The sequence below is a fragment of the uncultured Granulicatella sp. genome (assembly GCF_963516875.1).
GTDB lineage: Bacteria > Bacillota > Bacilli > Lactobacillales > Aerococcaceae > Granulicatella.
Map to the genome: position 1 here is coordinate 24632 of NZ_CAUQCL010000011.1, position 19821 is coordinate 44452.

The following is a 19821-nucleotide window of genomic DNA, read 5'->3' on the forward strand; positions in this document are numbered from 1 at the left end:
TTATACAAGATAGTACAATCGATTTTTTGTCGTTCCTGTTTTCTTTAGTAATCCTATTTCTACATATTTTTTCAAATATCTTCTCACACTAGATCCACTCATTCCTAATAATTCCTGAGCTTGATAGGCACTAACAGATTGATGCGCTTTTAAATAAGTTTCTAATACTCGATAATATTCTTTTTCCTTTACAGTTAAATGAATAACGAAATCTTCCACTACAGAAGCAGTTTCTCCATAAGACTCTAATGTTTGAAGAATAGCTTGCAACATAAATTCAATAAAATACGTGGCATCATTTTCTCGATTACTTTTGCTTAAAGCATCATAGTAACCTTGTTGATGATTATAAATAACAGATTCTATTGGTAGCCATTCAAATAAGGAATTCCACTTACTTAAAATTAAACTTTGCCATAAACGACCCATTCTTCCATTTCCATCCTCAAACGGATGAATGATTTCTAATTCAAAATGAATAATACATGACTTAACAATCGGAGAAATCGTACTATTCTTTCCCCAATCAAACAAGTCTTGAACCAATGCTCCAACAAACTGCGCTCTAGCGCCTATATGCACGACTCTACCATTCGAATCATAAATTCCTACATCGCCCAGTCGAAATTTACCCGGAAGTTTGACTAAACCCTGCATGAGTAAGTGATGCGCTAATAAAAAATCATTGATTTCATATGGATCCATTTTAAATACCTGTTCGTAAGCTTCATAAGCATTTTGAACTTCATGAATATCTTTTTGAGGGCCTAATACTCTCTTCCCTTCAATAATATCGGTGACTTGTTCTAACGTTAAAGAATTATTTTCAATTGCTAATGAAGATTGAATAGAACGAATTCGATTTTCCTTCCGCAAATGCAATTCTCTTTTTTCAAATGATAATTGCGTTGATTTTTCAGATATTTCTTGTACCAAATTTAGTATTTTCTCTGTAATACGGTAATGGGGTGTCATCAATATGCCTCCCTTCTTTCTATTTGTATCAGTATATCATAAATGAGCAAATTTTGAGCAGAATGTGAGCAGATTATGAGCAGATTCCTACTCAACAAAAAAGGCTGAATCTTCATAGTCCCTCCCTATCAAAATTCAGACATTTTTTGTAAACTCTTAGATTATTTCCATCTCCACTGGACAGTGGTCACTTCCGGTTACATCCGCACGAATTTTCACTTCTTGAATGCGAGAAGTTAACACTTCTGATACAACAAAATAGTCAATTCTCCATCCAATATTTCTTGCACGAGCGCCACCCATATAACTCCACCAAGTATAAGCTCCTACTGTATCCGGGTAACGAAAACGGAACGCATCTACTAAGTCGTTCTCTACAATTTGATCAAATTTTTCACGCTCTTCTTTTGTAAATCCTGCATTTTTTGTATTTGTTTTTGGATTTGCCAAATCAATTTCCTTATGTGCTACATTTAAATCGCCACAAAAAATAACAGGTTTTGTTTCTTCTAACTTTTTAATAAAGGCTAAGAAATCATCTTCCCACACTTGACGATAACTTAAACGAGTTAAATCACGTTTCGCATTTGGCGTATAAACTGTCACTAAATAATAATCTGCATACTCTGCTGTAATGACACGTCCTTCTTGATCATGTTCTTCAATTCCTAATCCATATTGAACAGAAATCGGTTCTTCCTTTGTAAAAATAGCTGTTCCAGAATATCCTTTTTTCACTGCTGAATTCCAATAGGCATGATAGCCTGCAAATTCCATTCCTAAATCCACTTGTTCAGGTTGTGCCTTTGTTTCTTGTAAACATAAAACATCTGGTTGAGCTTCTAATACATATTCTTGTAAAGCCCCTTTATTTAAAACAGAACGAATCCCATTCACATTCCATGTTGTTAATTTCATACTTCTTCCTCCACATTCATTTTGTTCTATCATAACAATTTTATAAAATGATGACTAGCAAAAAGATACCGACCTCCAACGGTTAGATTTTTAGTCTAACTTTTTGGGGTCGGTATCTCAGAAATATATCTTTTCAAAGTACCAGTTACTACTAGAATGTAAGCGGTTAATGTACTATAATATAAATAAAGAGATAGTTAAAGACAACACAAATTAAGTTGATAATGCGTGTAGCTTGATTACAGAATATTGGAATTGTAAACAGTTAATTTAGGAGGCACTATGAAAAGTATTTTTAACAATAATTTATTAAAATATTTAACTTGTATTATGATATTACTAAATGGTGTTTTATTTTCATTAGTGGCAACTTTTTACATGGATATAGCATATTTTAATAAATTAAGTATGTATCCATCTTCCGCTTTAGATATTCAATTAAAAACGATACCAGAAGAAAAAGCAGACTCTACGTATAAATTTTTAAATGAATATGCAGAACAAAATGGATTGTTTTATATTAGGAAAGATTTTTTGCTTAATACACATGGTGCAGTTAATGGTGCTTTGTTTAGTATTGACGGAGATATAAAATCTAATAAAGCTAAGTTAACACTTGATTTTTTAGGGCAAAATATTACTAATCCAAATAAATTAGAGAAATTATTAGTTGCAAAAGATGAAAATGCAACTTTGGGTGTATCTGAAACTACATTAAATAGTATTGATAATATTCCACGTTTTAAATTCGGAGAAAATATAGTCTTTAAAAAGCTATCAAATACAATTAGAGAAACAAAAACTATTAATGGTGAATACAGAATTCTGGGATTAGATAATTCAAAAAAAATAGAATTTTTAGAAGGACTCAGTAAAGTGAGTGGTGTTGATAGTTCCGTTTTTTTTGATGGTAAATCTGGATATTTTCTAGATCATGGATTGAATGAAATAATAATAGTTGGTATGTTTGTCATTAGCAATTTAGTATTATTATCGTTACTTATTGTAATAACGATAAAGTATTTGCCTAATTTAGGTAAACTTATTTTACTAGGATGGTCAAGAAAATATTTTGCTATTAAGTTATATCAACCGTTAATTTATACGGCTCTGTTATCTATTTTTTTGTTCATACCCTATGGATTAGTTTTAACGGATATTACTTTCAACTCTATTTTTTTTATTAGTTTAATGCTTGGGATAGGAATACTTCATTTTATAATCATTAGTATTTTATTATTAATAGCATCCCTTTTTATCTTCTTAATTTCAGCAATAAATGCAGTAAGAGAAAGAATACCAAGAAGAAAATATATGATTATTGCGGTATTGGTGTATTTTATTTTTAATATCTTCTTAATTGTAGGAAGTGTATATATAGATAACCCCTACCAAGAAGTCCAAAAAAATATAGAAATTTCTAAAAACTGGAATAAGGTTTCTGACTATAAAATTTTAAAAAATATTAGCGTTGGAAATGATCAAGCTAGTTTTAATAGGCAATCAAAAGAGTTTTTTAGAGATTTTTATAACTGGTACAAAGAAATTTCAGATGATAATGATGTAAATATCATAAACACTTCATTTATTTCCAAGGATATGCTAAAAAAGTATAAATTAAACGAAGTTTATAAATCTGTTCCTAACGAAGAATTTTGGACACTGACTGCTTCTCCTAATTATTTAAAAAAAATTGGTATAAAAATTGAAGATTCAGTTATAAAAAATGCTAAGCGAGGGACTAGAACTTATTTAATTCCAGAAAATAAATCAGATAATGAAATTAAACTGTTAAAAGAAATGCTCATCGAAAAAGATACTAAAAATATTAGATCAGATGATATTAAAACTAGTTTTAATGAAAATAAAGAATTTGAATTTTTAAAATATCAATTTAATCAAGAAGTATTTTCATTTAGTACGAAATCAGTAGATAAACTTATGATTAAAGATCCAATCATATTAGTCATTACTCCTGAGAATATGATCTATAGAGAGACAGAAAGTTTAATAGCTATTGGTTTAGAAAATTCTTACATTAAACTTGAAGGGGAAGCTGAAGCGAAGTATTTAAGCCAAGAATACTTATCAAAATTTAATTTAAATGATAACTATATAGAGTTTGCTACAATTCGTTTATTTGTTGATGGAATACAAAAAGATTTATGGTTAACGATACAATTATTTTTGGGAGCTTTAATTGCTATTACATTTATCGTGATTATTTTATTGGTTAGCATCATAACCATTTTTCAGAATGCGTATAAAGAAAAAATATCTGTTAAGAAATTCTTGGGATATAGCAATTTTAGCATATACAAAATCCCGCTACTGTTAACAACTTTTGTGGTAACCTTAGACATTGTAACTGTTATACTTTTTCATAGTAAAGTTGGCATAGTATTTATGATAGTTCTTGGTTTAATACAACTTGTTATATTTTATAAGATTATGATAAGTAATCAAATGAAAAAACTAAATCTATTTTTAAAATCATAGGAGGGGAATATGAATATACTAGAATTAAAAAATGTTTCTAAAAGTTATAATGGCAGAAAAATTATTGATAATTTCACTATTTCTATTCCTGAAAAATCAATTGTATCTATCATAGGTAAGTCTGGCTCTGGAAAGAGTACAATATTAAATATGATTGGAATGCTCGAAAAAGTTGATAGTGGTGAAATTAAAATAAATGGAAAAAAATTGCCTTCTATCAACAGTTCCTTAGCAATGAAATTGAGAAGAGACAGTATTAATTATTTATTTCAATCGTTTGCTTTAATCAATGATATCAAAGTTGTTGATAATTTACTAATTGCTATGGAATTTTTAGATATCTCAAAAAAAGAAAAAATCCATCTAATAGATAATGTTCTAAATGAGTTGGATATATTTGATTTAAAAACTAAAATTGTAAATACATTATCTGGGGGAGAACAACAAAGAGTAGCTATTGCTAGATGTATTTTAAAACCAGGAAACTTAATTTTAGCTGATGAACCTACAGGTTCTCTTGATCCCATGATGTCTGAAAAAGTATTTAGCTTAATTAAAAATTTACGAGATAAATATGGGAAAACTATCATTATTGTTACTCATGATATGAATTTAGCCAATAAGACTGATAAAATTATAAGTCTTAATTTTTAATATTGTATTATTATGATGAAAAATTATTTTTTATCTTTCAATACTTAAATATAAATTCTTTGTAGTATTATTTTGTTTAGTATTTAGACATAACTATCATTTCTATACTTTGATTTCGTTGACTTAAGTATACTAGATAGTTATGTCTTTTTGTTGTAATTTATTTCTCTCTAAATATCCGCATCATTCGGCAAGCAAATATAAAAACTAATCACTTCTCCAACGGATTCAGCTAACATTCTCCCGCCATGACTTCGAACAATATTATCGGCAATGGCTAAACCTAAGCCTGTTCCACCTGTTTCTTTCGAACGAGAGCCTTCTGCACGATAAAAACGGCTAAATAAATGCTCCAACACTTCTTTGGAGATAGGTTCTCCAATATTACGAACAGCAATGGTTACAATATCTTTTTGTTCCAATACTTCTATCGTAATCTTCGTATTTTCACGACCATATTTAATTGCATTTGACAGTAAGTTATGAATGACACGCACCATTTTTTCAGCATCCATTTCTAGCACCATTTTTCTTTTTGGAGGAATCACTTCAATTGTCATTTGACGTTTTTGTGCTTCTAATTCAAAATCAGCTGCTACTTGTTCTAAGAAATTCGCTACTGGAATATCATTCAATCGCAATGGTGCTCCATTTGGACTTGTTGTTGTATATTCGAATAAATCATCTACTAATGCCTTCATTTGTTGCGCTTTATGATACGCAATTTCTGCATAACGCTTTGTTTCTTCAGGTGTTTTAGGCTTTCCATTAATGACTAATCCTAAATATCCAATAATAGACGTTAAAGGGGTACGAATATCATGAGAAACATTTGTAATCAATTCATCTTTTGATTTTTCAATCATCCGTTCATCTTCCATGGCACTTACGGTTGAATCTACTAAACGGTTAATACTCGTCACGACTTTTCCCATATCTCCTGCTAATTGGAAAGGAATTCTTCGATCATAGTCTCCTTGCGCAATTAAATGTAATTCCTCTAAAACATGAGACATTTGCATTTGATGATAACGGCGAATTAAACGCCAATAAGTAAATCCAATCGCAAAAATAATCAAACTAATAGAAAAAATGTTTTTATACAAGCGGACTTCACTAGGAGCTACATTCCATGCTTGACGAATCGAACGACTGCCGTCTACAAAGTATCCAGGCGCATCTAGAAATTGATTCAACAATACTAAAGCTCCTAAATATAATACAAAGACGATACAGAGTGTAATAATACCTTCTAAAAATAATTCACTAATTTCCCGGGCTGTTAATTTCAATAGGGCAGCAGGTTTTTCCTCTCTAGCTGCCTTTTTTTGAAAAAATCTCCTATTTACTTTCAATTTTATAGCCAACTCCCCATACGGTTTCAATAACTTTATCTCCACCTGTTGCTTCAGCAATCTTATCACGTAAATGACTGACGTGCACCATTACGGTTTTAGTAGAGACAATACTTTCTTGTTGCCATACCGTTTCAAAAATTTCATCTGCACTAAATACTTTATTTGGGTGACTTGCTAGTAAGAATAAAATCCCAAACTCTAACACCGTTAATTGAATTTCTAAACCATCTAATGTTGTTACTTGATGAGATCCTTTATTAATTAATAATGGACCAATCGTAATTTCTTCAGCACTTTCACTTTCTTTTGTTAAAGCTGAAGTTCTACGTAATAATGATTTTACACGTGCAATGACTTCTAATGGGTTAAAAGGTTTCGTTACATAATCATCTGCCCCATTTGTTAATCCTTGAATTTTATCAATATCTGTTGATTTGGCACTTAGTAATAAGATTGGTAAAGTATCATTCGTTTTGCGAATTTCATGTACAACAGAAATCCCATCTAATCGCGGCATCATAATATCTAAAATCACCATATCGATATCTGAATAAGCTTGAATTTTTTCTAATGCTTGTTTTCCATCATAAGCTTTTACAATATCAAATTTTTCATTTCTTAAATAAATCGATAATAATTCAACAATCTCACGATCATCATCTACGACTAAAATTTTCATAAAAATCCCTCTTTTCGTATTCTTTTCAACTTTATCCTACTCAATCTCTAAGAAAAACTCCACCATTTCATTAAAATCTTGAAAATTCTTTAATAATTTGGCAAAAAAATCGCTTCTTTATGCCTGAACACACGTTTTTTTGCTATAATGTAAGTGTATTCCTTATTTATTGGAAAGGATTTTTTATGATACAAACACCTATTACAAATCAACAAGTTCAATTACTAGAAACGATTGTCACTTCATCAGAACAAATGCAAGATTATTTTGTTCCATTTGCAGTGGATGAATCCATCTTACATCATCTCGTGCAATTTCCATCGGAAACTTTTCTACATTTTTGGGAAATGGAAGGTACAGTGATTTTAGGAATGACAGATACTAAAACACCCTATTTAGAAGAGGGAGTTGCTTTATTAAAACAACGAAACTACACACCAGTTGTTCGTCATGCTGGAGGCTTAGCGGTTGTAAGTAATTCAGGCGTTTTAAATATTAGTTTATTATTTTCTAGACAAAATGCAACGATTACTCAAGTCTATGAATGGATGCAAGAACTCATCACACGTGCCTTTCCAGAAGCCATTGGAGAAAAAGAAATCCAAGCCTTTGAAGTGAGTGATTCCTATTGTCCAGGAGACTATGATTTAAGTATTCAGGGGAAAAAATTCGCTGGAATTGCGCAAAGACGTTTCAAAAATTCCATTTGTGTCTCTATTTATCTTAGCATTAATGGAAATCAAGAAGAACGTGGAAACTTAATCCATGATTTTTATGAAGAAAGTATTAAGGGAGAAGAAACTCGTTGGCATTATCCAACTATTAACGCCAATAGTATGGCAAATATATCGCAATTATTAAACTTAACACTAACGGTACAAGAAGTCAAAGAACGTATTTTAACTGCTCTATTAGATGGACAATGCGAATTATTAGAATCAGAAATTAATTTTGCAACTGAAGTAAGTTATCAAAAAGCTATCGATCGTTTAAATCTTCGAAAAGTTTAACGAAATTTCAAACAGTATAAGGAGGAAAAGTTGATGTATATTGAAGAACTATCCCGTGAAAAAGTATTACGTGACCCTGTTCATGACTACATTCACATTCAACACCGTGTTATTTTAGACTTAATTAATAGCCGAGAAATGCAACGATTACGCCGAATTAAACAAACTGGTGCCTCTATGTTCACCTTCCATACGGCTGAACATTCCCGCTTTTCTCATTCATTAGGCGTCTATGAAATTGCTAGAAGAATTTGCGACAAATTTGTTCGTAACTACCCTTCTACAACACCAGAAGATGGATTATGGGATGACTCTAACCGCCTTGTTGTCCTATGTGCCGCTCTTTTACACGATATCGGACATGGCCCTTATTCTCATGCTTTTGAGAAAATTTTTGATACAAACCATGAACAAATTACGATTGATATTATTTTGTCACCAGACACAGAAGTAAACAAAATTTTAAAAACAGTTTCTCCTACTTTCCCAGAAGAAGTAGCCAGTGTCATTCAAAAGAAACACCCAAATCCACAAGTCGTTCAATTAATTTCTAGTCAAATTGATGCTGACCGTATGGATTACTTACTACGAGATGCTTATTTCACAGGGGTAAATTATGGAACATTTGATTTAACTCGTATTTTACGTGTGATTCGTCCTTATAAAGGTGGAATTGCCTTTAACTTCTCAGGAATGCATGCCGTAGAAGATTATGTCGTTAGCCGTTATCAAATGTATATGCAAGTTTATTTCCATCCAGTATCAAGAGGTATGGAAGTGGTGTTAAATCACTTATTAAAACGTGCTACTGAATGTTATCATTCAACGACTCATCCATTAAAATATACAGCCTCTTTCTTAAAACCATTTTTTGAAAAAAATTGGACATTAGAAGACTATCTACGTCTAGATGACAGTGTATTAAATACTTATTTTGCTCATTGGCAAATTGAAGACGATGCGATTTTAAGTGATTTAGCCGATCGTTTTATTAATCGTAGACCATTTAAATCCGTACCATTTAATTCCGTCAATGACAAAGCAACGATTGAACGGATGAAAGAACTTGTACAAAATGTTGGTTATAATACCGAGTATTATACCGCTATTAATAATAGTTATGATTTACCTTATGATTTCTATCGACCAGATTCTGTAAAACCACGAACACAAATTGAACTCGTAGAACGAAATGGAAATATGGTCGAATTATCTCTTGTCAGTTCGATTGTTTCTGCCATTTCAGGAAGAGTCCGTGGAGATGTACGTTTATATTTCCCAAGAGAAATGTTTGCAGAAGGAACATCTGAATTATTTAGCGAAGATTATAAAGAATTTCAAGCATTAGCAACTAAACTTGATGTCTATTCCAACCAAATGAAATAATGTTAAAAAGACTTTTCTAAACTAGCAGAAATACATGCTACGCGGAAAAGTCTTTTTGTGCTTTTTTATTCAGTAAAAAAATATGCTATAATAAAGGTGAGACAGAAAAAAGGAGACTAACTATGATTAAATTAATTGCCATTGATATCGATGGAACTTTGATTAACTCAAAACACGAAATTACTCCTCGTGTTCATGCTGCATTAACAAAAGCAAAAGAACAAGGTGTCTATGTTGTTCTTTGTACAGGGCGTCCTCTTCCTGGCGTTCAAGGATATTTAAACGAATTAAACTTAATCAATGATCGTGATTTTGTTATTACTTATAATGGTTCACTTGTTCAAAAAACAGGAACAGGCGAAAGTTTAGTACGCTTTGGAATGACAATGGATGATTTAAAACTAATGGATGATTACCATCAACAATATGGCGTTCATTACCACGCAATCGATGAAAAAAATATTTATGTGACTACACCAGATATTGGAAAATACTCTTATATGGAACGTGACCTTGTTGGAATGCCAATTGTACAACAACCACTAGATCAATTTGACCCAAATGCTACTTTTTCAAAAATGATGTTCGTAGATGAACCAGAAATTTTAGAAAATCTTATTCCAAATTTAAGTGACTCATTTAAAGAAAACCATAATATCGTTCGTAGTATGCCTGTTTACTTAGAAGTCCTACACCCACAAGCAAGTAAAGGACACGCTGTCGCTAAACTAGCAGAACTATTAGGACTAGATGCTAGCGAAGTCATGTGTATCGGCGACCAAGGAAACGATAAGGATATGATTGAATATGCTGGAATGGGCGTTGCAATGGGAAATGCGATTGATGAAATTAAAGCACTCGCAAACTTTATTACAACAACCTGTGATGAAGATGGTGTTGCAGTAGCTGTAGAAACTCACGTATTAAACACGGAGAACTAATTCCAAGAAGAACAATAAAACGAAAACCTAAAGGAGATTTTACACTCCTTTGGGTTTTCTACTTTTACAACAACATAACAAAACAATTCACTAAACACGATAATTTAATAAGATTTTAGAAAGAAATATCTAATTTTAACGAATATTCGTCTTTTTTTTAGTTGTAATTTTCGTAATTTTCTGTATAATAGTTTTACTGAAGCAATCTTCAGCCAGAGCGAGCTTAAAAGCTTTGATTCAATTTAAAGGAGGCTAACAAATGAAATTAAAAAGAAGCGAGCGTTTAATCGATATGACACAACGATTACTCGATAATCCTCACACATTGATTTCATTAACAAGTTTTACAGATTTATACCAATCTGCAAAGTCTTCCATCAGTGAAGATATTGCTATTATTAAACGCACCTTTGAAATTCAAGGAATTGGAGTCGTTAATACACTCCCTGGAGCTGCCGGAGGCGTGATTTTCACCCCAAAAATCAAGAAAGAACAAGCATTAGAAGCTGCACAAAAAATTTGCGATCAAATGAATGACTCTACTCGACTACTTCCTGGTGGATATATTTATTTATCTGATTTACTAGGAAAACCAGACGTTCTTCATCACTTAGGAAAAATGATCGCTTCTGCCTATGAAGATAAGAAAGTTGATGTTATTATGACTGTAGCAACTAAGGGAGTACCAATTGCCCAAACAGTTGCCAATTATTTAAATGTTCCATTTGTAATCGTTCGTCGTGATTCAAAAATTACAGAAGGAGCTACAGTAAGTATTAATTACGTATCTGGTTCTTCTTCTCGTGTTGAAAAAATGGAATTATCTAAACGTACTCTTCCAAGTGGATCGAATGTACTCATTGTCGACGACTTCCTAAAAGCCGGTGGTACCATCAATGGGATGAGAAGTCTGATCCAAGAATTCGATTCTCAAGCAGTAGGTGCTGTCGTTTTCTGTGAATCAGGAGTTTCAGGACATCAATTAGAAGACTATTCTTCTATTATTCGTATCACAGAAATCAATACCGAAAACCAACATATAAAAGCCGAACTCGGTAACTTCTTCGATACACATACATTTTTAAAAGAAACACATTAATGAATACAAAATAAACTCAAAATAACAGAAAAAAACTTCCCTGAATAGCAAGGTCGCCAGCAGCCAGCAAATGCTGTCTCATGGCTAGAATTCGAGCCTAGGTCTCGAATTCTCCCTGTAAAATAAGCCACCGAAGTGGCTCATTTTACTTTTGCTATTAAGAAAAGTTTTTTCTGTTATTTTTTCTTTACGTTGTTAAATAGATTATACCCATTCACCATTCTCATTCAATTGATATCCATCAATAACAGTATTTTTTGCCATCTTACCATTTGATAGTACATAATACCATTTACCATTAGATTGAATCCATTGATTTCGAGCATAAGAGCCGTCTTCATTTAGGTAATACCAGCTATTATATGAAGAATCGAAGATCCATTCATTTTTCGCCATATATCCACCAGATTTCAAATAATATTGATCTTTCCATGTATTTTCTACATAGTGACCATTTTCATCAAAATAGAACCAGCTATTATATTTAGCATCATAAATCCATTCATTTTCTGCCATTGTTTTATCTGCTTTAATATAATAAGATCCAATCCATTGTTTACTTACAGCTTTTCCATCATTATCTACATAGTACCAATGATTACCTTTTTTCTCCCATTTATTTCGAGAGACTACTTCTTTCGTTGTTTCTTCGTTTTCTTTAGTAGTTTCTACTTTATTCGAAATAACTTCTGTAGTTTCCTCTTCTTTTTCTGTTGATACAACAGGTTTTAATTCAATCGTACTAGTTGTTTCAGTAGGTTGAACTGGTTTTAATTCCGGAAGCACTGAAGGTTTTTCAGTAATAGTTCCGCCATTATCAACTGGTTGAGTTAGAGCCGGTTTTTCAAGAAGTGGTTTTTCGATTTCTTTCTCTTTTGGCTTGAATGCTTCATTCGCATTATTTACTACTTTAGCATTATGAATATTTTGAATTTGTTCAATAAATACTGCTAACTCTTCTGCAGTCATTGAACGAGGGATACCTTCCCTATTCACTCCAATTAAGTTTAAAGTTTCAATTTTTTTAATAACTTTTTCTGCTAACTCATCTACTTTTAACTGGAGTGCTAATTTTTCAGAAAATGATAATGAAGAATCTTGGTTAATTTCTAACTTTTCATTTAAAGCTACATTATTAACTGTATATTTATTCTTATTCATTGGAGCAGTGAAATGAGTATTTTGAATATTATCATTAACAACACTCAACATCTTTTCAATTTTTTGAGAAAGTGAAAGTGTATCAAATTCTTTTTTATTATCCTTCAATTTATTTCTTAAGAAATGGATAACGGGTGCACCAAGATTCATTCTAATCTCAGAAATCACTTTTTCCTTTTCAACATCTGTATAGCGATTATCTGCTAAAATTAACTTTTCCTGTTTTTCTCTAAATTTTGAAACTTTAATTTTAATTACTTCTTCTAATACCTTTTCTTGATATTCACTTTTAGCTACGTTGAGTAATCTTTCATAATACTGTTCAGAATTTTCTCCATATCGTAAATCCTTATCAATAAATTCGACTATCTCATTTATTAGACTATTATTCAATGAATCATTAAAACCATATTTTTCCAATTCTTGTATATATAATTTATAACTTTCTTTCAAACTATTTTTAATTTTTAGTGGAGTTAAATAAATTTTTATATTTCCATCAAAAAATTTTTTATACTCACTAATTAATTCTTCTACTTTTTCATCAAATTTTTGATCATATCTTTTATTGTAGTTTAAATTTCCAATAAGCTTAGTAATAATTTCATTGATTTTTTCATCAGTAATACCAGAGTTTTCCAAATCTTGTTTTTTACTATTCACATAAGAGTTTAAAGCCTCTTTCACTTTACTTTTTGCTTTTAATGATTCAACTCCATTTTGAAGTTCATTTTTAGCATTCCTAAGAATATAATTAAGTTCTGATTCTCTGTTCAGTCTATAGTAATATCTAACATTTTTAGAAGCTTTTTCAAATGAAGATTTTAAAATGTTATTAAAATCTTCTTCTGAAATTCCTTCCTCTAATAGTTTTGTTTTTTGACTATTACCATACTCTTCAAACTGAGTTTTAGCATCTAAAGTAAATTCTTTAACTTTAAATTCTGTTTTTTCTTGAACAATTCTATCAATATATTTTTTAACTTTCTCTTTTGAAAAAGGTTCTTCATATTCACTACCATTAGCATTTGTATGTACTTTTCTAATTTCAAGAATAATATCATTAATAGTTTCAAATGGTACTATATTATCTCCTAAAGCATATTTAACTTCTAAAATATTATCTATTTTTTCTAATAATTGTTTTTTCTGTTTCTCTGATAAAGAAGAATCCTGATTAACTTCTTGTTCTTCTTTCATTTCTGCATATCCAATAATAGTTTCAATTTCATGATTATATAGTTTTGCTGTATGGTAATTAACTCTATTTTCTTTAACGTATTGAATTGTATTTTCTAATATTGTTGGATAATTCGTTAACAAATCTTTTCGATCATCTTGGTAATATCTACTTCTTGAATAAGGTTGAGTATGAAATGGATAATCTTCAGTATATCCATCCTTTAAATCTCCTTTATACTCTTTCATCTCTGTAATCCATTTCTCTTTAGAAACTGTATCAAGATAATTCGCTTTTTGTACGATGTCAATTGCTTTATCTAATGAATTTAAAATAACATTATACGCTGTTGAATCTATTACTGTCTCAATAAATAATTTTTTAACTTCATCATTAAATTCATCTCTATATCCTTGATAAATTCGTTTTTCAACCCACTTATTAGCTAATTCATCTAATTTTTCATCAGTTACTCCGTATTTAGCAACTACTGGTCTCATCGTTTTACTAAATTCTTGTACTTCTTTCTTATATTTAATTTTTTCTGGAGTTTCAGTTGTTGTTGTTTCCTCTACAGCAACAATAGGTTTTGATAATTCTTGTTTGATAATTTCTGCACTTGTAATACCAACCGTTGATACTAAAGCAAACGCTACTCCTAGTTTTAGAGATTTATGATTAACTTTCATTCTATTCCCTCTTTCCTGTTTTTTTATGAGTTAAGTATACTACATCACAAAAGTTAAGGAAACGTTTTAACTAGCAAAAATAAAAGAAAAACTCCCTTGAATAGCAGCAGTAAAATGAGCCACGGAAGTGGCTTATTTTACAAGGGGAAATTCGAGACCGAGGCTCGAATTTTAGCCATGAGACTCGCTATGCGAGGCTGCTGGCGACCTTGCTATTCAGGGAAGTTTTTCTGTTATTTTTGCTTACGTTTTACTGGAACGCAATCGAAAATAGCATCATCCATACGGGTAAAATCACGATATAGAGTAAAGTTGTAATCGTAACAGCAGATGTCGCAAAATCAATGTCCGCATTTTCCTCCGTTGCTAATAACGGCATAATCACCAATGTAGGAATCATTGATTGAAGGAAAAATGTTTCTTGTAATTTCATTGGTAATTCGATGGAAAAGAAGTGCATGACTCCCACTTGGATTGTTAAAAGAATTGCCGGGAATAATACAAAACGTCCAAATATCGCTAAACTCATATCTCGATCGAACGTCAATGAACGAAGCCCCACTTGTGCTAAATGAATTCCAATATACATCAAAGATAATGGCGTTACTAAATTACCAATATAAATGAGCGATTGATTCAAAAACATTGGAATCGTTCCTCCAAACCATACCAAAATCATACTGCCTAAAAAGGCAATTAAAGGTGGTGAGAAAATCCGACTCCATTGAATTCCTTTTCCATCATATTGCTGATTATAATAAGCAAATAAATACGTCCCCACTGTAAACGTCGATAAAGTATTCACTACATAATATACTAAAAAATAAGGCATAGCCTCTTCACCGAATAAAGATAAATTCAAAGGCATTCCCATAAAAATCGTATTCGCATTGACAATCGTATTCATTACCGTCGCCTTACGTTCATTAGGAATACCAAACATTTGAACGATTAGCCAAGCAAGAAAATATCCAATAATAACACTCAATAGTGGAATTCCTAAACTTCCAACAAATTCAATCATTTTTTCCTTTGAGATAAATCTTAAAACAGAAATCATAATCGAAGCGGGTAACGCAATTTTAATAATAAGGGAAGAAATACTTGCTGAAAAATTTTCATCAAACCAGCCCTTTATTTGTAATACATATCCTAAACTAATCATGATGACAATTGTTGCCATACTTGAAAAGATTTGACCTAACATTTTAATCCTCCAATTACTTAGTACAGTCACTATACTCTGCTTTTCCTCTACCTGTCAATATTCCATAAAATATAAAAAATCTCGAAAAATCTGCTAGACAAACTTTCCGAGACTTCAACTTTATTTCTTGAATTGATTTTTAATCATTGTTCCAAATAAACTAACGACTAAAATTATTAAGAATACACAAGTAATTGTGGCACCTGGTGGTGTATCAAATTCATAAGACATACTTAATCCACTAAAAATACCAAATATGCTAATTAAAATACCCGACACAATTACGCCTGTAAAACTTCTCGTTAAACGAATCGCAATAGAGGCTGGTAACACAATAACCGCTGAAACTAATAAAGCTCCAGCAATTGGCATCATCACTGAAATGACTACACCCGTAATAATCGTGAAAACTTGTGTCATCAAACGAACAGGTAATCCTGCCGTATAAGCAGTATCTTCATCAAATGATAAAACATATAATGGTCGTCTAAAAATTAAATATAACACGACTACAATAACCGCTAAAGCAATCATCAACCACATTTGTTGTTGTGTAATCGTCACAATAGAACCAAATAAAAATTGATCCACACTAATCGTTGAACGACCTTTTTGGAAATTCATTAAAATTAAGGCAATCGCCATCCCGCCGGACATTAATATCGCAACGGTCACTTCTGAATAACCTTTAAAATATTTTCCAATTACTTCTAACACAATAGCTGCTAAAACTACCACTACTAATGTCATAAAGGTAGGATTATAGCCTAATAATAAGCCTAGAGAAACTCCCACTAAGGAAACATGCGATAAGGTATCTGCCAATAATGACTGCCTTCTTAAAATTAAAAACAATCCCAAAATCGGCGTAATCATCGCCATTGCTAATCCTGTGATGAATGCTCTTTGCATAAAACCATAGAAAAACATCTCCATGGAGAATCCTCCTTTCTCATCAAATGAATATGTTTATCCACATAATGTTCCAAATCTTCTTCCTCATGCGTCACCATTAAAATCGCTTTTCCATGATGTGCACAACTGTGATGTAAAAGATGATAGAAACGCTCTCTACTTATTTTATCCATTCCTGCTGTTGGTTCATCTAAAACAAATAAGTCCGGATCTGTTGCAAAAATACGCGCTAAACAGATTCTTTGTTTTTGACCACCCGACAACTCGCCAATACGTTTATGGCGTTCATCCCACATCCCAACAGATTTTAAGGCTCTTTCAATATGTTCATGGTCTTCTTTATCTAATCGTTGGAACCAACGACCTTGTTGGTAACGACCTGAAGCAACTAATTCATAAACGGTTGAAGGAAATCCCACATTAAAAGAAGAAATTTGTTGTGGGGCATACCCAATCGATAAAGTTTCTCCTTGTGTATTAACGGTTGCGATTGTTGCTTTTCCTTGTTTTGGAGTTAATAATCCTAAAATATTTTTTAATAAAGTGGATTTTGCTGCACCATTTTCACCTGTTAATATGACAAACTCTCCCGGTTCAACAGTGAAACTAATATTTTCTAAAACGGGCTCATTATCATACGAAAATGATAAATTCTCAACTGAAACGTAACTCATACTAACTCCTTCCTTATCTAAATCGTAGTAATTCTTTTTTATGTACGTTTGTTAGGATAGCATATTTTAGTACGAATAATCAAGAATTAACGATAGATAGAATTCTATTAATATCTAAAAGATTTACTCCACAACTAAAATAGGAATCAAGCAACCTAACATTGCTTAATTCCTTCAATAAAGTTAATTCAAAAATCCTATTTTATTCAGTAATTAAATCCATTCACCATTATCATTAACATAGTAACCATCTGGAGTAATTGTGTTTATTAACAATTTTCCTAATGAATTTAAGTAGTACCATTTACCACCTACTTGTTGCCATCCTGTTAACATTTCTCCTGATTTATTCATATAATACCAATATTTTCCAACTTGAACCCATCCTATTGACATTGCTCCCGTTTCATCTAAAAAATACCATTTACTATCATCTAACAACCAAGCAGTCTCCATTGCTCCTGAAGAATTTAGGTAATACCATTTATCATTAATATACTGCCATCCAGTTTGCATTACACCGTTTTTATCTAGATAATACCAATTATCTGCTTGAATCCAACCTTTCACTATCTTACCCAACGTATCAAAGTAGTACCATTTCCCTTCAAGTTGTTTCCATCCTACTTGTACTTTATCTAATACTACATTTGAATTTGTTACTGTATTTTTAATTGATTTAGATTCATATGTGTTTATTTCTTCATTTTTTTCTAAACCGTCTAAAATTGAATTGCCTAATTTTTCATTACTAATACTTAATGTATTTTTTAAAATTTTATATACTCCATTCTCCGTTACAAGATTAAAATCACCAATACTATCATTAATAACAGATTCTTTACCATTTTCAGTAGATTTAATAAAGGAAATGAAATCACTCTTCAAATTATAGAACCTATTATTTAAAACCATTATTTGACCTGTTGAATCCTCAATTATAATCCCCTTATCTCCACCAAAAATCTGATTATCAGAAACTGTTAAATTATTACTAATTCTTAATAATTCAATATTTGGTTGTTTAGAGTCTTCTGAAGTATTTTTAATTATATTTTTAGTCACAGTAATATCTGTTACTTTCCCAAGATATTCTGCATTATCTTTTGCAACTCGTATTGCTATCGTATTATTGTCAGAAATATTGAATTCATTTTCTGTAATATCTACCTTCTTATTTAAATCAAGTATATCTTTATCATTTTTATAACTAAAAGCATTTACTAAAGCTGCTCCGTTTTCTCGATAGATTACACTTTCTTCCTTATTCTTCTTATCAAAACGATTTCCTTTAATTAAAATATCAGTAAATCCTGTAAAACGAATTCCAGCATAAATCATATTATCAAAATGATTATTCAGAATTTTGATATTAGAAGGATTTTGTGTGGTAATCGCTTGATAATGTGTACCTATTGCTGTTACTAATTCACCGGACTTTTCACTCTTTCCAAAATATGAATTTTGAATAGTCACATTTTCAGACTTTACACCTGTTTCATTTAATGCGTAAGGAAACCCTTTCCTTGTCATTGGTTCAATTTGAATAGACTCCTTCGTAATCATTGCATTATCTTTTATTGTCTTAGGCAATGCCTGCCCTAAGAAACGTGATTGATCTACTAAAACGTTTTTCGAACCTGCAATTTGAATAGCATGCCCCTGAAAACTATCTTTAAAAGTTACATTTCGAATTGTGACATTAGTACTGTTTCCAATTGCAAACCCGCCAGAAGAATTTATTAAAGGTAAATTCTTTGGTTTACTACCTTCTTCGTTTAATACACCATTCATATCAATTGTACCACCAGAAAAACTAATATTCTCTGTCGGTTCCCAAAAGATTTTATCCCCACCATTAATAAATGGACCAGTCATAAATACAATTGATGGACGATCTTTAAAATTGATTCCATTTAATATAGTCGCCTTATCATCCAAACGAATATCTATATTACTTTTTAACTGAATAATTTTTTTAACAAGATATGTTCCTTCTGGAAAATATAGTTTTCCTCCACCTAACCCTTGTGTTGCAGCATCAATAGCCTTTTGAATAGCTTCTTGGTCATCTGTTATCCCATCTCCAACTGCTCCAAATTCTTTAACGTTTATAAAATCTTTCGCAAATTGAGAAATCTCTGCATTACTTAAAATTTTTCCGTTTACAGGTTGTATTGCTTCCATCGTTGAACTTATCTTTTCCTCAGTTACTAATTTAGCATTTGGATTTACTTCCTCCGCTAACACTAAATGAGTTTCTGCGAAAGAAAACGCTAACAAAAATAAGCATGTTCCAATTTTTAATCTACGAATACTGCTTGTTTCATTATAAATATACTTTTCCATGGTAGCCTCCAAATTTATATGATTTGTTTCCCTATTTTTTATAACTATTCTTTGAAAAGTTATAAAAATGACACCGCTGTCATTTTCTTTCATAATATACACCTTGAACTAATTTGTCAAGGTATAT

Annotated in this window: 15 protein-coding genes and 1 pseudogene; 6 read left to right on the plus strand and 10 right to left on the minus strand. The window is 31.3% G+C overall.

Annotation, left to right across the window (positions count from 1 at the left end; genetic code table 11):
* Both RWM24_RS05550 and RWM24_RS05555 read right to left on the minus strand, forming a co-directional pair.
* Complete coding sequence (locus RWM24_RS05550) at nt 1–975, minus strand: Fic family protein (RefSeq protein WP_314112346.1); 975 nt, start codon at nt 973–975, stop codon at nt 1–3.
* Between the two features lie 156 nt (nt 976–1131).
* Nucleotides 1132–1893: an exodeoxyribonuclease III gene (locus RWM24_RS05555; protein WP_314112348.1), complete on the minus strand. Its 762-nt coding sequence runs from the start codon at nt 1891–1893 to the stop codon at nt 1132–1134.
* 282 nt (nt 1894–2175) lie between these two features.
* Here RWM24_RS05555 and RWM24_RS05560 point away from each other — a divergent pair, with 282 nt between their 5' ends.
* Together RWM24_RS05560 and RWM24_RS05565 are read left to right on the plus strand one after the other, a co-directional pair.
* Nucleotides 2176–4392, plus strand: coding sequence for a hypothetical protein (locus tag RWM24_RS05560; RefSeq protein WP_314112350.1), 2217 nt, complete (start codon nt 2176–2178; stop codon nt 4390–4392).
* Between the two features lie 9 nt (nt 4393–4401).
* Nucleotides 4402–5046, plus strand: coding sequence for an ABC transporter ATP-binding protein (locus RWM24_RS05565; protein ID WP_314112351.1), 645 nt, complete (start codon nt 4402–4404; stop codon nt 5044–5046).
* Nucleotides 5047–5216: 170 nt separating this feature from the next.
* On the opposite strand, the gene RWM24_RS05570 is transcribed toward RWM24_RS05565, so the two are convergent.
* Nucleotides 5217–6401, minus strand: a complete 1185-nt coding sequence (locus RWM24_RS05570; RefSeq protein ID WP_314112353.1) for a HAMP domain-containing sensor histidine kinase — start codon at nt 6399–6401, stop codon at nt 5217–5219.
* Entirely contained in the window at nt 6388–7083 is a 696-nt protein-coding gene (locus RWM24_RS05575; protein WP_314112355.1) for a response regulator transcription factor, read from the minus strand. The genes RWM24_RS05570 and RWM24_RS05575 overlap by 14 nt, the downstream gene beginning before the upstream one ends.
* 185 nt (nt 7084–7268) lie before the next feature.
* Here RWM24_RS05575 and RWM24_RS05580 point away from each other — a divergent pair, with 185 nt between their 5' ends.
* The 4 genes from RWM24_RS05580 (at nt 7269) to purR (ending at nt 11519) form a co-directional block, all read left to right on the plus strand.
* Complete coding sequence (locus RWM24_RS05580) at nt 7269–8093, plus strand: lipoate--protein ligase family protein (RefSeq protein ID WP_314112357.1); 825 nt, start codon at nt 7269–7271, stop codon at nt 8091–8093.
* A 33-nt stretch (nt 8094–8126) separates the two neighbouring features.
* Nucleotides 8127–9479 (plus strand): HD domain-containing protein, encoded by a 1353-nt coding sequence (locus tag RWM24_RS05585; protein WP_314112359.1) that lies wholly within the window; start codon nt 8127–8129, stop codon nt 9477–9479.
* Between the two features lie 122 nt (nt 9480–9601).
* On the plus strand, nt 9602–10420 hold the full coding sequence (gene yidA / locus RWM24_RS05590; RefSeq protein WP_314112360.1) for a sugar-phosphatase: 819 nt from the start codon (nt 9602–9604) through the stop codon (nt 10418–10420).
* A gap of 259 nt (nt 10421–10679) precedes the next feature.
* Nucleotides 10680–11519 carry a pur operon repressor gene (gene purR / locus RWM24_RS05595; RefSeq protein ID WP_314112362.1) on the plus strand — a complete coding sequence of 280 codons (840 nt, stop codon included), beginning with the start codon at nt 10680–10682 and terminating at the stop codon, nt 11517–11519.
* A 204-nt stretch (nt 11520–11723) separates the two neighbouring features.
* Here the strand turns inward: purR and RWM24_RS05600 are convergent, their stop codons facing one another.
* From RWM24_RS05600 to RWM24_RS05620, 6 genes and pseudogenes are all read right to left on the minus strand, one after another.
* Nucleotides 11724–14549 (minus strand): hypothetical protein, encoded by a 2826-nt coding sequence (locus RWM24_RS05600; RefSeq protein ID WP_314112364.1) that lies wholly within the window; start codon nt 14547–14549, stop codon nt 11724–11726.
* 250 nt (nt 14550–14799) lie between these two features.
* On the minus strand, nt 14800–15756 hold the full coding sequence (locus tag RWM24_RS05605; protein ID WP_314112365.1) for an AEC family transporter: 957 nt from the start codon (nt 15754–15756) through the stop codon (nt 14800–14802).
* Nucleotides 15757–15876: 120 nt separating this feature from the next.
* Complete coding sequence (locus RWM24_RS05610) at nt 15877–16692, minus strand: metal ABC transporter permease (RefSeq protein ID WP_314112366.1); 816 nt, start codon at nt 16690–16692, stop codon at nt 15877–15879.
* Nucleotides 16641–17345: a metal ABC transporter ATP-binding protein gene (locus RWM24_RS05615; RefSeq protein ID WP_314112367.1), complete on the minus strand. Its 705-nt coding sequence runs from the start codon at nt 17343–17345 to the stop codon at nt 16641–16643. Before RWM24_RS05615 ends, RWM24_RS05610 begins: the two co-directional genes overlap by 52 nt.
* Nucleotides 17346–17558: 213 nt before the next feature.
* Nucleotides 17559–18044, minus strand: coding sequence for a hypothetical protein (locus tag RWM24_RS08355; protein ID WP_399539423.1), 486 nt, complete (start codon nt 18042–18044; stop codon nt 17559–17561).
* A pseudogene (locus RWM24_RS05620) lies at nt 18036–19454 on the minus strand (glycosyl hydrolase family 28-related protein); the annotation flags it as partial. The pseudogene RWM24_RS05620 and the gene RWM24_RS08355, both read right to left, overlap by 9 nt.
* Nucleotides 19455–19821: the final 367 nt, after the last annotated feature.